12 protein-coding genes and 1 riboswitch are annotated in these 14,366 nt (G+C 73.1%); of the genes, 9 read left to right on the top strand and 3 right to left on the bottom strand.

The window, feature by feature from the left end; genetic code table 11:
* The first annotated feature begins 237 nt into the window (after positions 1–237).
* A complete protein-coding gene (locus tag ABD264_RS05000; RefSeq protein ID WP_145009893.1) occupies positions 238–1,404 on the top strand; it encodes a GNAT family N-acetyltransferase in 1,167 nt (388 codons plus the stop codon).
* Positions 1,405–1,626: 222 nt separating this feature from the next.
* Here ABD264_RS05000 and ABD264_RS04995 read toward each other — a convergent pair whose 3' ends face one another.
* The 3 genes from ABD264_RS04995 to moaA are packed head-to-tail and all read right to left on the bottom strand — an operon-like array spanning position 1,627 to position 4,273.
* The gene (locus ABD264_RS04995; protein ID WP_145009890.1) at positions 1,627–2,889 is read right to left on the bottom strand and encodes a molybdopterin molybdotransferase MoeA; all 1,263 of its coding nucleotides are present in this window, start codon (positions 2,887–2,889) and stop codon (positions 1,627–1,629) included.
* A 40-nt stretch (positions 2,890–2,929) separates the two neighbouring features.
* The gene (locus tag ABD264_RS04990; RefSeq protein ID WP_094394960.1) at positions 2,930–3,193 is read right to left on the bottom strand and encodes a MoaD/ThiS family protein; all 264 of its coding nucleotides are present in this window, start codon (positions 3,191–3,193) and stop codon (positions 2,930–2,932) included.
* A gap of 3 nt (positions 3,194–3,196) precedes the next feature.
* On the bottom strand, positions 3,197–4,273 hold the full coding sequence (gene moaA, locus ABD264_RS04985) for a GTP 3',8-cyclase MoaA (RefSeq protein ID WP_055085299.1): 1,077 nt from the start codon (positions 4,271–4,273) through the stop codon (positions 3,197–3,199).
* A 91-nt stretch (positions 4,274–4,364) separates the two neighbouring features.
* Here moaA and ABD264_RS04980 point away from each other — a divergent pair, with 91 nt between their 5' ends.
* The 8 genes from ABD264_RS04980 (at position 4,365) to gcvT (ending at position 14,264) form a co-directional block, all read left to right on the top strand.
* Positions 4,365–5,858 carry a molybdopterin molybdotransferase MoeA gene (locus ABD264_RS04980; RefSeq protein ID WP_303104256.1) on the top strand — a complete coding sequence of 498 codons (1,494 nt, stop codon included), beginning with the start codon at positions 4,365–4,367 and terminating at the stop codon, positions 5,856–5,858.
* 98 nt (positions 5,859–5,956) lie between these two features.
* Complete coding sequence (moaC, locus tag ABD264_RS04975; protein ID WP_303104864.1) at positions 5,957–6,418, top strand: cyclic pyranopterin monophosphate synthase MoaC; 462 nt, start codon at positions 5,957–5,959, stop codon at positions 6,416–6,418.
* Complete coding sequence (locus ABD264_RS04970; protein ID WP_344204736.1) at positions 6,415–7,599, top strand: molybdenum cofactor biosynthesis protein MoaE; 1,185 nt, start codon at positions 6,415–6,417, stop codon at positions 7,597–7,599. Before moaC ends, ABD264_RS04970 begins: the two co-directional genes overlap by 4 nt.
* Positions 7,599–8,435 (top strand): formate dehydrogenase accessory sulfurtransferase FdhD, encoded by an 837-nt coding sequence (gene fdhD / locus ABD264_RS04965; protein WP_145009881.1) that lies wholly within the window; start codon positions 7,599–7,601, stop codon positions 8,433–8,435. The genes ABD264_RS04970 and fdhD overlap by 1 nt, the downstream gene beginning before the upstream one ends.
* A gap of 299 nt (positions 8,436–8,734) precedes the next feature.
* Positions 8,735–9,268, top strand: a complete 534-nt coding sequence (rplJ, locus tag ABD264_RS04960; RefSeq protein WP_055085305.1) for a 50S ribosomal protein L10 — start codon at positions 8,735–8,737, stop codon at positions 9,266–9,268.
* A 122-nt stretch (positions 9,269–9,390) separates the two neighbouring features.
* Positions 9,391–9,777, top strand: a complete 387-nt coding sequence (gene rplL, locus ABD264_RS04955; protein ID WP_068468040.1) for a 50S ribosomal protein L7/L12 — start codon at positions 9,391–9,393, stop codon at positions 9,775–9,777.
* Positions 9,778–9,950: 173 nt separating this feature from the next.
* A riboswitch (glycine riboswitch) is annotated at positions 9,951–10,066 on the top strand.
* 158 nt (positions 10,067–10,224) lie between these two features.
* Positions 10,225–13,119, top strand: a complete 2,895-nt coding sequence (gene gcvP, locus ABD264_RS04950) for an aminomethyl-transferring glycine dehydrogenase (RefSeq protein WP_344204730.1) — start codon at positions 10,225–10,227, stop codon at positions 13,117–13,119.
* Entirely contained in the window at positions 13,119–14,264 is a 1,146-nt protein-coding gene (gcvT, locus tag ABD264_RS04945; RefSeq protein ID WP_344204728.1) for a glycine cleavage system aminomethyltransferase GcvT, read from the top strand. The genes gcvP and gcvT overlap by 1 nt, the downstream gene beginning before the upstream one ends.
* The last annotated feature ends 102 nt before the right edge of the window (positions 14,265–14,366 follow it).

The following is a 14,366-nucleotide window of genomic DNA, read 5'->3' as shown; positions in this document are numbered from 1 at the left end:
TCCCGGTGCCCGCTCCTTCCGATCGTGGCAGCAGGGCCCGTGCCGTCCCAGGCCGGGCCCTGTTTCCATGCCCGGGCGTCGCACCGAGCGTCGTCCCGGGCACCTGGGCGCCCCCTGGCGATCCCGCCCGGCACCCGGGGATGCCCAGGCAATCGTGATGTACTTGAGGCCGGAGTCCGTGCAGATCCGTTGCCGCGGTGCCGTTCGGGCTCGAGAACGGCAGTGAAGGAGAGCACTGTGACGCACCCGTCACCCGTACGCATCGAGCTGCTGCGCATCCCCGATGCCTTCGACGACGACGCCAGGCACACCCTCGGCGGCCTCGCCTCCCTGGTGCAGTCGTGCCGAGAGCACGTCTGGGGGACCAGCCAGCTGAGCAACGACGCGCAGGACATCTTCCGCGACCTCAAGGATCCCTACGAGCGGGTCAACATCCTGTGCGCGTACCTGGGCGACCGCCTGGTGGGCCGTGCAGAGGTGCGCATGCCGCTGCTCGAGGACACGGACATGGCCCAGATCGTGGTCCACGTGGACCCTGAGGAGACCTCGGAGGGCATCGGCCGGGGCCTGCTCGGTGCTGCCGAGCAGCTGGCGCACGGTGAATCCCGCCGTTTCCTGCGCCTCGTGACGGAGCACCCTGCCTCCGAGGCGCGGGATCCCCAGGGCCCAGGGGACGGCAGCGTGGACGGCACCACGGACGGCGGTGTGGAGACCGCCGGGCCCGTGCAGTGGCTTGAGGCCGCGGACGGTTCCGGCCGGCTGCCGGCGAGCCACCGCCAGACCCGCTTCGCCCAGCACGCCGGCTACGAGCTGCGCACCGTGAGCAGCTTCGCCCTGCTGCCCGTCCCACTGGCTGGGGACCGGCTGGACCGGCTGCACGACTCCCTGGCGGACACCCCCTTCGCGGACCACTACCGCATGCACACGTGGGTGGGGGAGGCCCCGGAGAAGCTGCTGGAGCCGCTTGCCCGGCTGCACGCGAAGATCCCCACCGACTCGTTCGTGCGCCCCCTGGTGACCGATCCCGATCCGTGGGACGGGCAGCGGGTGCGCCGCACCGAGCAGCTGCGCCAGGAGGACGGCGACCGCTCCCTCATGGCGGTCGTGGAGGACGTGCGCACGGGTGAGCTCGTGGGCATGACCGAGCTGATCCTGGCCCAGCACCAGCCCGCCCTCGCCCTGCAGGACGAGACGCTGGTGGTGCGCGAGCACCGCGGCCACCGGCTGGGCATGCGTCTCAAGCTCGCGAACCTCGAGCAGCTGGCGGTGGTGGCCCCGGAGGTCAGCACGGTCTACTCGTGGACCCACAGCGGCAACGACCGCATGAACTGGGTCAACGCCCGTCTCGGCTTCCGCGACGCCGGCCAGTCGGCCATCTGGGAGCAGGACTTCAGCATCGTCTGACCGGCGCGCTGAGGGTCACGACGCCACAGCCTCACCGGGCCGTGCCTCGTCAGGGCAGTGCGGCCCAGGTCGCACCCACCGGTCAGCACTCGCCGAGACGGCACCCACCGGAGCAGTCCCCGCCCGAGTAGCCCCCATCCGAGCAGCCCCGGCCCGGCCAGCACTCACCGGGTGGCAGTCGTCGAGGCCGTGCCTGCCCAGGCACCGCCTCGGGCGCGGCACTCACCAGGGCAGCGGCAGCGCCGTCGTCGTGCCACCCGCAGACAGTCCGCCGCGCGGCACGCACAGCAGCCCGTCAGCGGCGCTGAGGCCGCGCAGCATGTTGGAGCCCACGGACCGGCACGGCAGCCAGCCGCCGTCCTCCGCACGCGCGGGCACGAGCCGCTCCGCGCGGCCGCCGGTGATGTCCGCCCCGGCGGTGACCGGCACGCCCGCCGCGGGTGCGCGGCCGAGGAAACCGGCCGTGAACGCGCCGCCGAGCGCCGTCATCGCTACGACCGCCCCCAGGGGATTACCGGGCAGCGCGAGCACCGCCGCGCGCTCCGCGGCCGCGAGCAGGGTCGGGTGACCGGGCTGCATGTCGAGCTGGTCCACGAGCAGCCGCGTGCGCCGTTCGAGGAGCGGCCGGACCAGATCGGCCCGCGATCGCGAGGTGCCGCCCGTGGTGACCACGAGGTCGTGCTCGGCGCCCAGCTCCCGCAGGGCCGTCTCGAGGGCCGCGGCGTCGTCGGGCGCGCGACGGATCTCCCCCACCTCCCCGCCCAGGCCGCGCACCACGTGCGGCAGGGACATGCTGAAGGCGTCCCGCACGCGGCCCGGGCCGGGAACGCCGTGACTCAGGACCTCGGAGCCGGTGAGCAGCAGGGCCACGCGCGGAGCGCCGCGCAGGGGCAGAGCGTCCAGCCCGGCCACCGCGGCGAAGGCGGCGTGCGCGGGGGAGAGCACGGTGCCCGCGGTGAGGATCGTCTCGCCCTCCGCGCACTCCGTTCCGGCCGGGCGCACATGACGGCCCGCGAGCTCGGAGCGCGGGGCGTCGTCGGCGAGCGCCACGAGCTCCCCGTCACTCCGCGCGTACTCCTCGCGCACCACGGTGGTGGCGCCCTCGGGGATCACGCCCCCGGTGACGACGACGACGGCGGTCCCCGGCTCCAGCGCCCCGGCGGACGCGGCGCTCGGCAGGGGTGCGGACCCCTCCGTCTCATGGGCGGCGCGGTCCCCGACCAGGCGCCAGGGGCCCTCGCCGTTCACGGCGTAGCCGTCCATCGCGCTGGAGGCGTAGTGCGGCACGGCGCACACGGCCTGGACGTCGCGGGCGAGGACCCGCCCCGGGGCCTGGTCGAGCGGAAGGTCCCGGCAGACCGCCTCACCACGGGACGTGGCAAGGGCCGCCCCCGTGCGGTGCGCGTGGGCCGTGGCGGCCTCCCGGGAGGCGTGGTGCAGGGTGTGGAGCTCCTGCGCCCACGGGGGATTCGGCGGAGGTGTCATCGGGGGCTCTCTTCTCGGGGGACTGTCGGCGGGCCCGTTCTCATCCCCCCGCGAAGGGTGGCAGCACGTCCACGGTGGCACCGGGGGAGACCGGGGCCTGGGGATCGCGGGCGGCCACCGAGTCCACGAGCCACGAGCAGCGCGGCAGCACCTGCGCGAGCGCGGGCTCCCCGGCGGGCGGGACGGGGTGCAGGGACACGAGCAGCTGCTGCAGCTCGTCCCGGGTGACGGCGGTGTGCGAGGCCACGTGCTCCTCGGGAACCCCGGCGGCGGCTGCGGCGGCGGCGAAGTAGCGGACCAGCACGGCTCAGCCCCCGATCGCGCTCATGCTGCGGTCCGGCTGCACGTAGTCCCCGGAGTCCAGACCGGTGTGGTCCATGCCGTGGGCGCGCGGCTTGACCCACATGGCCTCGCGCCAGCGCTGGGCCACGGCGTCGTCGGACGCGCCCTCGCGCAGCAGGTGCATGAGGTCGGTCTCGTGGTGGGAGAACAGGCACGAGCGCACGTGGCCCTCGGCGGTGATGCGCGTGCGGGTGCAGTCCTCGCAGAACGGCTCGGTGACCGAGGCGATGATCCCCACCGTCCCCAGCACGGGCCCGCCCCCGAGCGCCCGCACGAGGTACTTCTCCGCCGGGGCGCCGGCGCGGGGCGCGGTGTCCTCGGAGAGGTCGAACTGCGTGGCGAGACGCTCCCGGATCTCGGCGGCGGTCACCATGTCCGTGCGCGTCCACCCGTGGTCCGCGTCCAGGGGCATCTGCTCGATGAACCGCAGGTCGCACGAGTTCTCGAGCGCCCAGCGCAGCAGCTCGGGTGCCTCGTGGTCGTTGATGCCGCGCATCAGCACGGCGTTGAGCTTCACGGGGCTCATCCCCGCCTGCTGCGCCCCGGCCACACCGGCCAGGGCCTCGGTGAGCTTTCCCCGGCGCGCCAGAGTCCGGTAGGTCTCCGCGCACAGGGTGTCGAGGGAGACGTTCACGCGGGTCATCCCGGCGTCCACGAGGCCCTGCGCGCGAGCGGCCAGCCCGATGCCGTTGCTGGTCATGGAGATGGGCAGTCCCGGCAGGCGTTCGTGCAGCGCGCCCACGAGCTCCTCGAGGTCCGGGCGGATGAGGGGCTCACCACCGGTGAGGCGGATCTCGCGGACCCCGAACTCGCGCACGGCGATGGCCGCGAGACGCACCACCTCCGAGGCGCTGAGCAACGACTCCCGCGGCAGCCACTGCATCCCCTCGGCGGGCATGCAGTACGTGCAGCGCAGGTTGCACTTGTCGGTGAGGGAGATCCGCAGGTCCGTGGCGGTGCGCCCGAAGCGGTCCGTCAGCGGACCCTGCGTGGGCACCCCGCGCGTGGGAAGGACCTGGGGACTACCGAGGAAGACGGACATGCTCCCAGTGTAGGAGGGCTGTCCAACGGGTCGGCCGGGCCCGGGCGGTGTGGGCGGAGGCGGCCGTGCGGTGGGTGGCTACCCTGGAGGCATGGCCCGCAGCATCGAATCCCACCAGCGCGCCCTGCGCGCTCTGCTCGCCCGGACGCACGGCCCGGGCGACGACGCCGTGGCGCTGCCGCTCGCGCAGGCGGCCGGCCGGGTGCTCGCCGAGGACCTCCTGGCGCCCCTGGACCTGCCCCCGCACACGAACTCCCAGATGGACGGCTTCGCCGTGCGGGTCGCGGACCTCGCCGCCACGCCTGAGAGCGGGACGGCACCTGGGGACGGGACCGAGCCCGGTGCTGGGACCGCGCGCGGGAACGGCACCGCGGCCGGGTCTGGGATCGAGGGCGGCGGCTCCGTGACCCTGCCCGTCCACGGCACGCGGGCCGCCGGCGCGGGGCCCGTGCACCACGAACCGGGCACGGCGACCGCGGTGATGACGGGTGCCGTGATTCCCGAGGGCGCGGACGCGGTGCTCCCCGTGGAGAGGGTGGACCCGCCGCGGTTCGACACCCCCACCATCACGGTTCCGGCCGGGCTGGCGGACACCACGGCCGAGGGGACCTTCGTGCGCCCGGTGGGCAGCGACGTCGCCCGGGGAGCCGTGGCGCTGCCCGCGGGCACCCGGCTCGGCGTGGCCGCGATCGGAGCGTGCGCCGCCCTGGGGCTCGTCGCGGACGCCACGGTGCTCGTGCGCCGCGGTCCGCGCGTGCTCGCGCTCAGCGGCGGGGACGAGGTGGTCCCCGCCGGCGCCGAGCTGAAACCGGGGACCCTCTACGACGCGAACGGTCCGCTGCTGGACGCGTGGCTGCGCGAGGCGGGCGCGGAGGACGTCGCGTGCCTGCGGGTCAGCGACGACCCCGCGCTGTTCGTGGAGCGCTTGGGGGAGGCCGTCCGCTCGTTGCGCCCGGACCTCGTGGTCACGAGCGGCGGCATCAGCGCCGGGGCCTTCGAGGTGGTGCGCCAGGGGCTCGAAGCACACGGCGAGGACGCGTGGTTCGGCCACGTGGCCGTGCAGCCGGGCGGTCCCCAGGGCCACGCCGTCTTCCGCGGGACTCCCGTGGTGTGCGTGCCGGGCAATCCCGTGAGCACGTGGGTCTCGTGCGAGGTCCTGCTGCGTGACGCGCTCGCGGCGGTCTGGGGCTGCTGCGAGGCACCGCGCTGGGGCACGGCGGTGCTCACCGAGGAAGTCCAGCCCCTCCCGGCGCGCACCCAGCTGCGGCGGGGCCGCGTGATGGGTCACGACGACGCCGGGTCGGCTCGCGTCGCCCTCGTGGGCGGGGCGTCCTCGCACCTGCTCACGGCCGCCGCGCGCGCGGACGTCCTGGTGCGCATCCCGCACGGGGAAGCGCCCCTGCCCGCCGGAGCCGCGGTGGCCGTGCTGCCCGTGGCGGGAGGCGTCCTCGCGCTGGGCGGTGCGGGCGAGCCGTGCGAGCCTGGCGGGGACACGACGAGACCACGCGCCCGGTGCGCGAGCCCCGGGCTGGACCACGACACCACGCGACGAGCAGACGAGAAGGACGAAGGAGACGACGAGTGAGCGAGAACGACCCCCAGCACAACCCCCGACACGACCCTCAGCACGGCACTGACCAGGCTCCCACGGAGGCAGAGCAGGAGAGTGGCGGGCAGCAGCGGCTGACCCACGTCCGCGAGGACGGCACGGCCCACATGGTGGACGTCACGGACAAGGAGGTGACGTCCCGGGAGGCCACGGCGCAGGCCGTGCTGGTGACCCGCCCGGACGTCGTCGACCTGCTGAGCACCGGGGAGCTGCCCAAGGGGGACGCCCTCGCGGTGGCGCGCGTCGCGGGAATCATGGCCGCGAAGCGCACCCCGGACCTCGTGCCCCTGTGCCACCCCCTGCCGCTGAGCAGGGTGAGCGTGGACCTCACGCCGGGCGGGGACCGCGTGATCATCGAGGCGACCGTGCGGACCCGCGGGGTGACCGGTGTGGAGATGGAGGCGCTGACCGCCGCGAGCGTTGCGGCGCTGACGCTGTACGACATGATCAAGGCGGTGGACAAGGCGGCCACGATCACCGACACCCGGGTGCTCGCCAAGTCCGGCGGCAAGAGCGGCGACTGGAGCAGGCAGTGAGCGAGCAGGCACGAGCACACGTGGGCAGCGAGCGCCCTCCCCACCGGCACGAGGACGGCGACTTCCACCTCCAGGGGCGGCGGGCCGTGGTGCTCATCGTCTCCACGTCCGCCGCGGCGGGGACCGCGCAGGACCGCTGCGGGCCGCTGCTGGCCGCGTGGCTCGAACGCCGCGGCGTCGACGTCGCGGTGCGGGTGCTCCCGGACGGTCCCGACGTCCTCGCGACCCTGCGCGAGCTCACCGCGGACTCGGCCAGCGCGGACGCGTCGCGCTTCGTCATCACCTCCGGCGGCACGGGCTTGAACCTGGACGACGTCACCCCGGAGGCGACCGCCCGGGTGGTGGAGCGGGAGACCCCGGGGATCATGCACGCGCTGTGGAGCAAGGGGCTCGAGAAGACCCCCACCGCCGTGATGAGCCGCGGCGTGGCCGGCACGGTGGGCCAGACGTTCGTGGTCAACCTCCCGGGCTCGCGCGGCGGCGTCAAGGACGGCATGGCCGTGCTGGACCCGCTGCTGGACCACATCAGCGCCCAGCTCGAGGACGTCCACGGTCACGGAGAGGACCGCCGCGTGGCGCAGTCCGCGGACGAGATCGTCCCCGCCGGGCAGGCCTCGGAAGCGGCGGGTGATGGGGCGGCCAGCGACCGCGCCCCCTCCCCCCGCACGGCGTCCCCCGGGCCCGCTGCACTGAGCACGGGCGTCACCAGCGCAGCCGCAACCGGCACCCCGGCAGCCGGACGGGCAACGACGGCGGGCGTCGTCGTGCTCTCGGCATTGACGGCGGACCCGCTCGACGCGGAGAAGGCCCAGCGCGCCGTCGCCGATCCGGCCTGCGGCGCCGTGGTCGGCTTCAGCGGCGTGATCAGGGACCACGACGGCGGGCGCACGGGCGTCACGGGCCTGGAGTACACGGCGCACCCCACGGCGCAGGAGGTGCTGCGCGACGTCGTCGCCCTGGCCGCCGCGGCGCACCCCGGCACGCGCGTGTGGGCCGCCCACAGGATCGGCGCGCTCGCCGTAGGGGACAGCGCCCTGGAGGTGGCCGTGGCCGCCGCGCACCGTCGGGAGGCCTTCGAGGCATGCGCGGACGTGGTGGACCGGATCAAGGAGTCGGTTCCCATCTGGAAGCGCGAGAGCTTCCGAGACGGCGCCCACGCATGGGTGGGTCTGGACGACTGATGGCTGCCCGGATCATCGTGCCCGCCCGGGTCCGCACGTTCGACGCCCACGGCGAGGTCGCCGCCGGACCGGACCGGCTCGCGGGGGAGGAGCCCCTGGAGGTCCGGCTGAACGGTGAACAGTTCACCGTGACCATGCGCACCCCCGGGGACGACTTCGAGCTCGTCACCGGGCTGCTGCTGAGCGAGGCCGTCATCACGCGGATCTCCCACGTGGTGAAGATGGACTACCGCTCAGGCGTGGACCAGGACGGGCACCGCACCTACAACGTGGTGGACGTCCGCCTCGCCCCGGATGCCCCCGGCCCGCAGCGGGGGGAGCAGCGGCAGGTCTTCACATCCTCCTCGTGCGGCGTCTGCGGGACGCCCTCGCTGGACAGCGTGCTCAAACCCTCCGCGCACCCCGTGGCCCCGTCGCTCCCTCTCGTGGCGGCCGCGCGGATCGTGGCGCTGCCGGACGAGCTGCGGGAGCACCAGCGGGTCTTCGACGCAACCGGAGGGGTGCACGCCGCGGCCCTCTTCCCCGCGGCCGGGGGCGAACCGCTCGTGGTGCGCGAGGACGTGGGGCGGCACAACGCGGTGGACAAGGTGATCGGCTGGGCGGTGCAGCGCGAGCTGCTGCCGCTGGGGGACACGGTGCTGCAGGTTTCCGCGCGGGGCTCCTTCGAGCTCGTGAGCAAGGCGGCCATGGCCGGGATCCCCGTGCTCTCGGCCGTCAGCGCGCCCTCGGCGCTCGCGGTGGAGCACGGCCGGCAGCGGGGGGTGACGGTCGTGGGGTTCAACCGCCGCGGCACGTGCAACGTCTACACCCACCCGGAGCGGATCACCGGGGACTGACCCCGCCGCGTCGTCGCTCCCGTCCGCCGGGCATTTGGTCCGCTCCGCGTGCCTGGGGTACTGTGAAACCACCAAAGACCGCCGGTCATCATGCGCGCCTCGGTGCGCGTGGTCGAAGAGGTTCCCGGAGACGGGATCCGTCCAGCGCAGGTGAACCAGCACGAATCCTTCATCCGGACCCACCATGCTCACGCGTGGACGGTCGGACGTGGTCGAGCCCCGGGCATCTGCGCGGGGCTTTTGTCGTGCCACCCCTCGGGGCGCGCGGAGCCGGCATCCACATGTAAGGAAGGAGCACCATGGCGAATCCTGAAAAGGCTGCCGCGGTTGCAGAGTTGAAGACGCTGTTCTCCAACTCGCACGCTGCTGTCCTGACGGAGTACCGCGGGCTCACCGTGGCTCAGCTGAAGACGCTGCGTCGCTCTCTCGGTGAGAACGCCGAATACGCCGTGGTGAAGAACACGCTCACCGCCATCGCGGCGCGCGAATCCGGGATCGACGCGTTCGAGGGCCAGCTCATCGGCCCCTCGGCCATCGCGTTCGTCTCCGGTGACGCCGTCGAGGCAGCCAAGAGCCTGCGTGACTTCGCCAAGGACAACCCCCAGCTGGTCGTCAAGGGCGGTTACCTGGACGGCGTCGCGATGGACGAGACCGAGATCGAGAAGCTCGCGGACCTCGAGTCCCGCGAGGTCCTGCTCGCCAAGGTCGCCGGTGCCGCCAAGGCATCACTGTCCAAGGCTGCCGCGCTGTTCCAGGCCCCGCTGTCCAAGACCGTCCGCACCGCGGACGCGCTGCGGGCCAAGCTGGACGAACAGGGCGAGAACGCCGCCTGATTCCCTCGGGGATCCACCGGGCCCCGGGTTCACCCCCGGGAAAGCGCCCGTGTTCTTCTCACCACGCACACCTCGCCGGGGCCACCAGCGCCGGCACCACGTACAAGTAAGGAGCCAATACCATGGCTAAGCTGACCACCGAAGAACTCATCGAGGCCTTCAAGGAACTGTCCCTCATCGAGCTCTCCGAGTTCGTGAAGGCGTTCGAGGAGACCTTCGACGTCACCGCTGCCGCCCCCGTGGCCGTGGCCGGTGCCGCTCCCGCCGCCGGTGACGCCGGTGCCGCCGAGGAGGAGAAGACCGAGTTCGACGTCATCCTCGAGTCCGCCGGTGACAAGAAGATCCAGGTCATCAAGGAGGTCCGCGGGCTGACCTCGCTGGGCCTGAAGGAAGCCAAGGACCTCGTGGACTCCGCTCCCAAGGCCGTGCTGGAAGGCGCCACCAAGGAAGCCGCTGACAAGGCCAAGGAGTCCCTCGAGGGCGCCGGCGCCACCGTCACCGTCAAGTGATTCCCGGCGCCCCAGGCGCCACCCGCGCAGCGTGAGCGTCCTCGGACGCCACCTCGCACCACTCCAGAACCCCGCACCGCACGGTGCGGGGTTCTGTCGTGCCCGGGGGCGCCCGTCGCGGTGGCGCCCGTCCTCGGTGTGATGTGCGAAACTGGCCCTGACCATCTGGCCGCCACGGTGCGGCGGGAGAGCATGGCGGGTCGGGGGCTGGGAGGTCCGCGGCGGCGCCATCGCCGAAGGAGCAAACCCTCCCCGGGAACCTCTCAGGCACCCGTACCGCCGCCCCAGGCCACTCTGGAGAGTCCGTGACCCGCGTGGTCGCGGACGCCGTCGGGGCAGGTCGGCGTGCGCGCAGTACCGCGCGTCGGCGAAAACTCTCAGGTTGTGGAACAGAGCGGGGAGGACACGCAGGGCCACCGTGCCCACGAGCAGCCCAGGAGACTTTGCATGTCCTTCCTGTCACGCCACATCGGTCCGGACGCCGATGACCTCGCCACCATGCTCCGCGCCGTGGGCGCGGAGGACCTCGACCAGCTGATCGACCGCGCCGTTCCGGAGAGCATCCGCTTCCGGGACACGCTGGCCCTTCCGGAGCCCCTCGACGAGCCGGAGGCGCTCGCAGCTCTGCGCCGGGTCGCCGGGCGCAACACCGTGATGCGCCAGCTGATCGGGCAGGGCTACCACGAGACCGTGACGCCCGCCGCCATCCGCCGCAACATCCTGGAGAACCCGGGCTTCTACACCTCCTACACCCCGTACCAGCCGGAGATCTCCCAGGGCCGTCTGGAGCTGCTGCTCACGTTCCAGAACGCGGTGATCGACCTCACTGGCATGGATGTGGCCAACGCCTCTCTGCTGGACGAGTCCTCGGCCGTGGCGGAGGCGGTGCTCATGATGCGCCGCGCCAACCGCCGCTCCAGGAGCACGCGAGTGCTCGTGGACTCCCGCTCGCTGCCGCAGACCATTGCCGTGGTCACGGGCCGCACCCGGGCTGCCGGGATCGAGCTGGTCACCGCGGACCTGGGTGATCCCCAGGAGATCGCCCGTGCGCTGGCGGACGGCGAGTACTTCGGTGTGGTCGTCGCGCAGATCGGCGCGGACGGGGCCGTCCTGGATCCCACCGCGGTCGTCGACGCTGCCCACGAGGCCGGCGCCCTCGTCACCGTGAGCACAGACCTGCTGGCCCTGACCATGCTGCGCAGCCCGGGGGAGACCGGAGCGGACATCGCCGTCGGCTCCGCCCAGCGCTTCGGCGTGCCACTGTTCTTCGGCGGTCCCCACGCGGCGTTCATGGCGTCCCGCAAGGGCACCGAGCGGTCGCTGCCCGGTCGCATCGTGGGCGTGTCGACTGACTCCTCGGGCGCCCCGGCTTACCGCCTCGCTCTGCAGACCCGCGAGCAGCACATCCGACGCGAGAAGGCCACCTCCAACATCTGCACCGCCCAGGCGCTGCTGGCCATCGTGGCCGCCGCGTACGCAGTGCACCACGGCCCGGACGCCCTGCGCGCCCTCGCGCTGCGGCTGCACGGCCTCGCCGCGAGCCTGGCTGCCGGGCTGCGGGCGCGGGGGATCGACGTCGTCCACGACCGCTTCTTCGACACCGTCACCTTCTCGGTACCCGGGCGCGCGGACGGCGTGGTCGCCGCCGCCGCGGACCGCGGGATCAACCTGCGCCGCGTGGACCAGGACACCGTGGGTGCGAGCTTCGGCGAGCCCCACACCGAGCGCGACGTCGAGGACGTCCTGACCGCGGTCTCCGAGGCCTGCGGCGCGGCCGACGCCGCCGCGACCGAGGACGTCTCGACCTACGACCTTCCGGCCAAGTGGCTGCGCACGGACGAGTACATGACCCACCCGGTGTTCCACACGCACCGCTCCGAGACCTCACTGATGCGCTGGCTGCGCGAGCTCTCGGACAAGGACCTGGCCCTGGACCGCACCATGATCCCGCTGGGCTCGTGCACCATGAAGCTCAATGCCGCCGCGGAGATGGAGCCCATCTCGTGGCCCGAGTTCGCGAGCATCCACCCGCTCGCCCCCGAGGACCAGACCAGGGGCTGGAGCGAGCTGATCGACCAGCTGCAGTCCTGGCTCGCGGAGATCACCGGCTACGCGGCGGTCTCCGTGCAGCCGAACGCCGGCTCCCAGGGCGAGCTTGCGGGGCTGCTCGCCATCCGCCGCTACCAGGTGGACCGCGGCGAGCACCAGCGCAAGACCATCCTGATCCCGTCCTCCGCGCACGGCACGAACGCGGCCTCTGCGGTGCTCGCAGACCTGAAGGTCGTGGTGGTGGCCACGGCGGCGGACGGCACGATCGACCAGGGGGACCTCGCGGCCAAGATCGAGTCCGTGGGGGACGAGCTCGCGGGCATCATGGTCACCTACCCCTCCACCCACGGCGTGTACGACACGGACATCACGCAGGTGTGCGCGGCGGTGCACGACGCCGGCGGTCAGGTCTACGTGGACGGCGCCAACCTGAACGCGCTGATGGGCCTCGCGCGCCCCGGGCGCTTCGGCGGGGACGTCTCCCATCTGAACCTGCACAAGACGTTCTGCATCCCCCACGGCGGCGGCGGACCCGGAGTGGGCCCCGTGGCCGTGGCCGAGCACCTGGTGCCCTATCTCCCCGGCAACCCGGCGGACGCGGACCTGGACGAGCGCGGTGCAGGCTTCCCCGTGGCCGGGGCACCCCACGGTTCGGCGGGCGTGCTGCCCATCACCTGGATGTACATCGCCATGACCGGGGCGCAGGGGCTCACCGAGTCCTCGCGCACCGCCGTGCTGGGCGCCAACTACATCTCACGGCAGCTCTCGGACGTCTTCCCCACCCTCTACACCGGGGACGGCGGGTTCGTGGCCCACGAGTGCATCCTGGACCTGCGTCCCATGACCAAGGCCTCGGGCGTCACCGCCGAGGACGTCTGCAAGCGGCTCGTCGACTTCGGCTTCCACGCCCCCACCCTGGCGTTCCCGGTGGCGGGCACGCTCATGGTGGAGCCCACCGAGTCGGAGGGCCTCGCGGAGCTGGACCGTTTCATCACGGCCATGCGCACCATCCACGCGGAGATGCAGCAGATCGCGGACGGGGAGATCGCCCTCGAGGACTCCGCAGTCCGCCACGCCCCGCACACCGCTCAGGTGCTCACGGCGGACGAGTGGGAGCGCGCCTACCCGCGCTCGCAGGCCGCCTACCCGGTCCCGTCCCTGCGCCGGGTCAAGTACTGGCCTCCGGTGGGCCGCGTGGACAACGCCGCCGGTGACCGCAACCTCGTGTGCGAGTGCCCGCCCATCGAGGCCTTCGACGCCGCCTACAGCGCGGCAGCGGAACAGGAGAAGTGATGAGCGAGCGGCACACCGCACTGCATGAGGCCCACGAGGAGCTGGGGGCCAGGTTCACCGACTTCGGCGGCTGGTCGATGCCCGTGCGCTACGCGAGCGACACCGCCGAGCACCACGCCGTGCGCCGCGGGGCCGGGATCTTCGACCTCTCCCACATGGGGGAGGTGGAGGTCACCGGTCCCCAGACGGGGGAGTTCCTGGACCACGCGCTCGTGGGGGTGCTCTCGGGCATCGGGACCGGCCGGGCCAAGTACTCCCTGATCGTGGACGAGCAGGGCAGGATCCTGGACGACCTGATCACCTACCGGCTGGGGGAGGAGCGGTACCTCGTGGTGCCGAACGCCGGGAACCAGGAGGCCGTGGTGCGGGCTCTGCAGGAGCGCGCCGAGGGATTCGACGTCGTCGTCACTGACCGCGGTCCAGGGACCTCGCTGATCGCGGTCCAGGGCCCGCGCGCCCTGGAGGTGCTCGAGGCCACCGAGCTGACCCCCGCACAGGACGTCGCTGCGCTGAAGTACTACGCGTGCGTCCCGGCCGAGTGCGCGGGGGTTCCTGCGCTCGCCGCCCGTACCGGGTACACCGGTGAGGACGGCTTCGAGCTCTACTGCGACAACGAGCACGCCCCGCAGCTGTGGAGCGCGCTGCTGGCCACCGCGGAGCGGCTGGGCACCGAGGACGCCCCCATCGGTCCCGCGGGTCTCGCCGCGCGGGACTCCCTGCGGCTCGAGGCGGGGATGCCCCTCTACGGCCACGAGCTCTCCACGGAGATCTCCCCGGTGGAGGCCGGGCTCGGCAAGCTCGTGGAGGTTGCTCTGCGGAAGAAGGGCGAGGCGGGCACCGTCACGGTGGGCGGGGACGCGCTCACCGCCATGCTCGAGGCCACACCTCAGCGCACCCTGATTGGGCTGCAGGGCCTAGGACGCAAGCCCGTGCGCGCCGGCTACACCGTGGTGGTGGGGGAGCGCACCGTGGGCGAGGTCACCAGCGGACTGCCTTCGCCTACCCTCGGCAGGCCGGTGGCCATGGCGCTGGTTGCCACCGACGCGCTCGAGGAGATCGCGGCCGGAACAGTGGGTGTCGTGGACGTCCGCGGCCGGGCGGTGGACGTGGAGCAGACCCCGCTGCCGTTCTACAAGCGGGGTTGAGCGCAGGGAACGGACCCCCAGGGGTGTGCCAGGAGCGGGTCTGCCGGGAGTAGCCTTCCGGTAGACCCGCTGTCACGTGCCGGCCCGTCCGGGGCTGGCCTG

The sequence above is a fragment of the Kocuria salsicia genome, assembly GCF_039532055.1.
Taxonomy (GTDB): domain Bacteria; phylum Actinomycetota; class Actinomycetes; order Actinomycetales; family Micrococcaceae; genus Kocuria; species Kocuria salsicia.
This window is presented reverse-complemented; position numbering and strand designations above follow the sequence as displayed.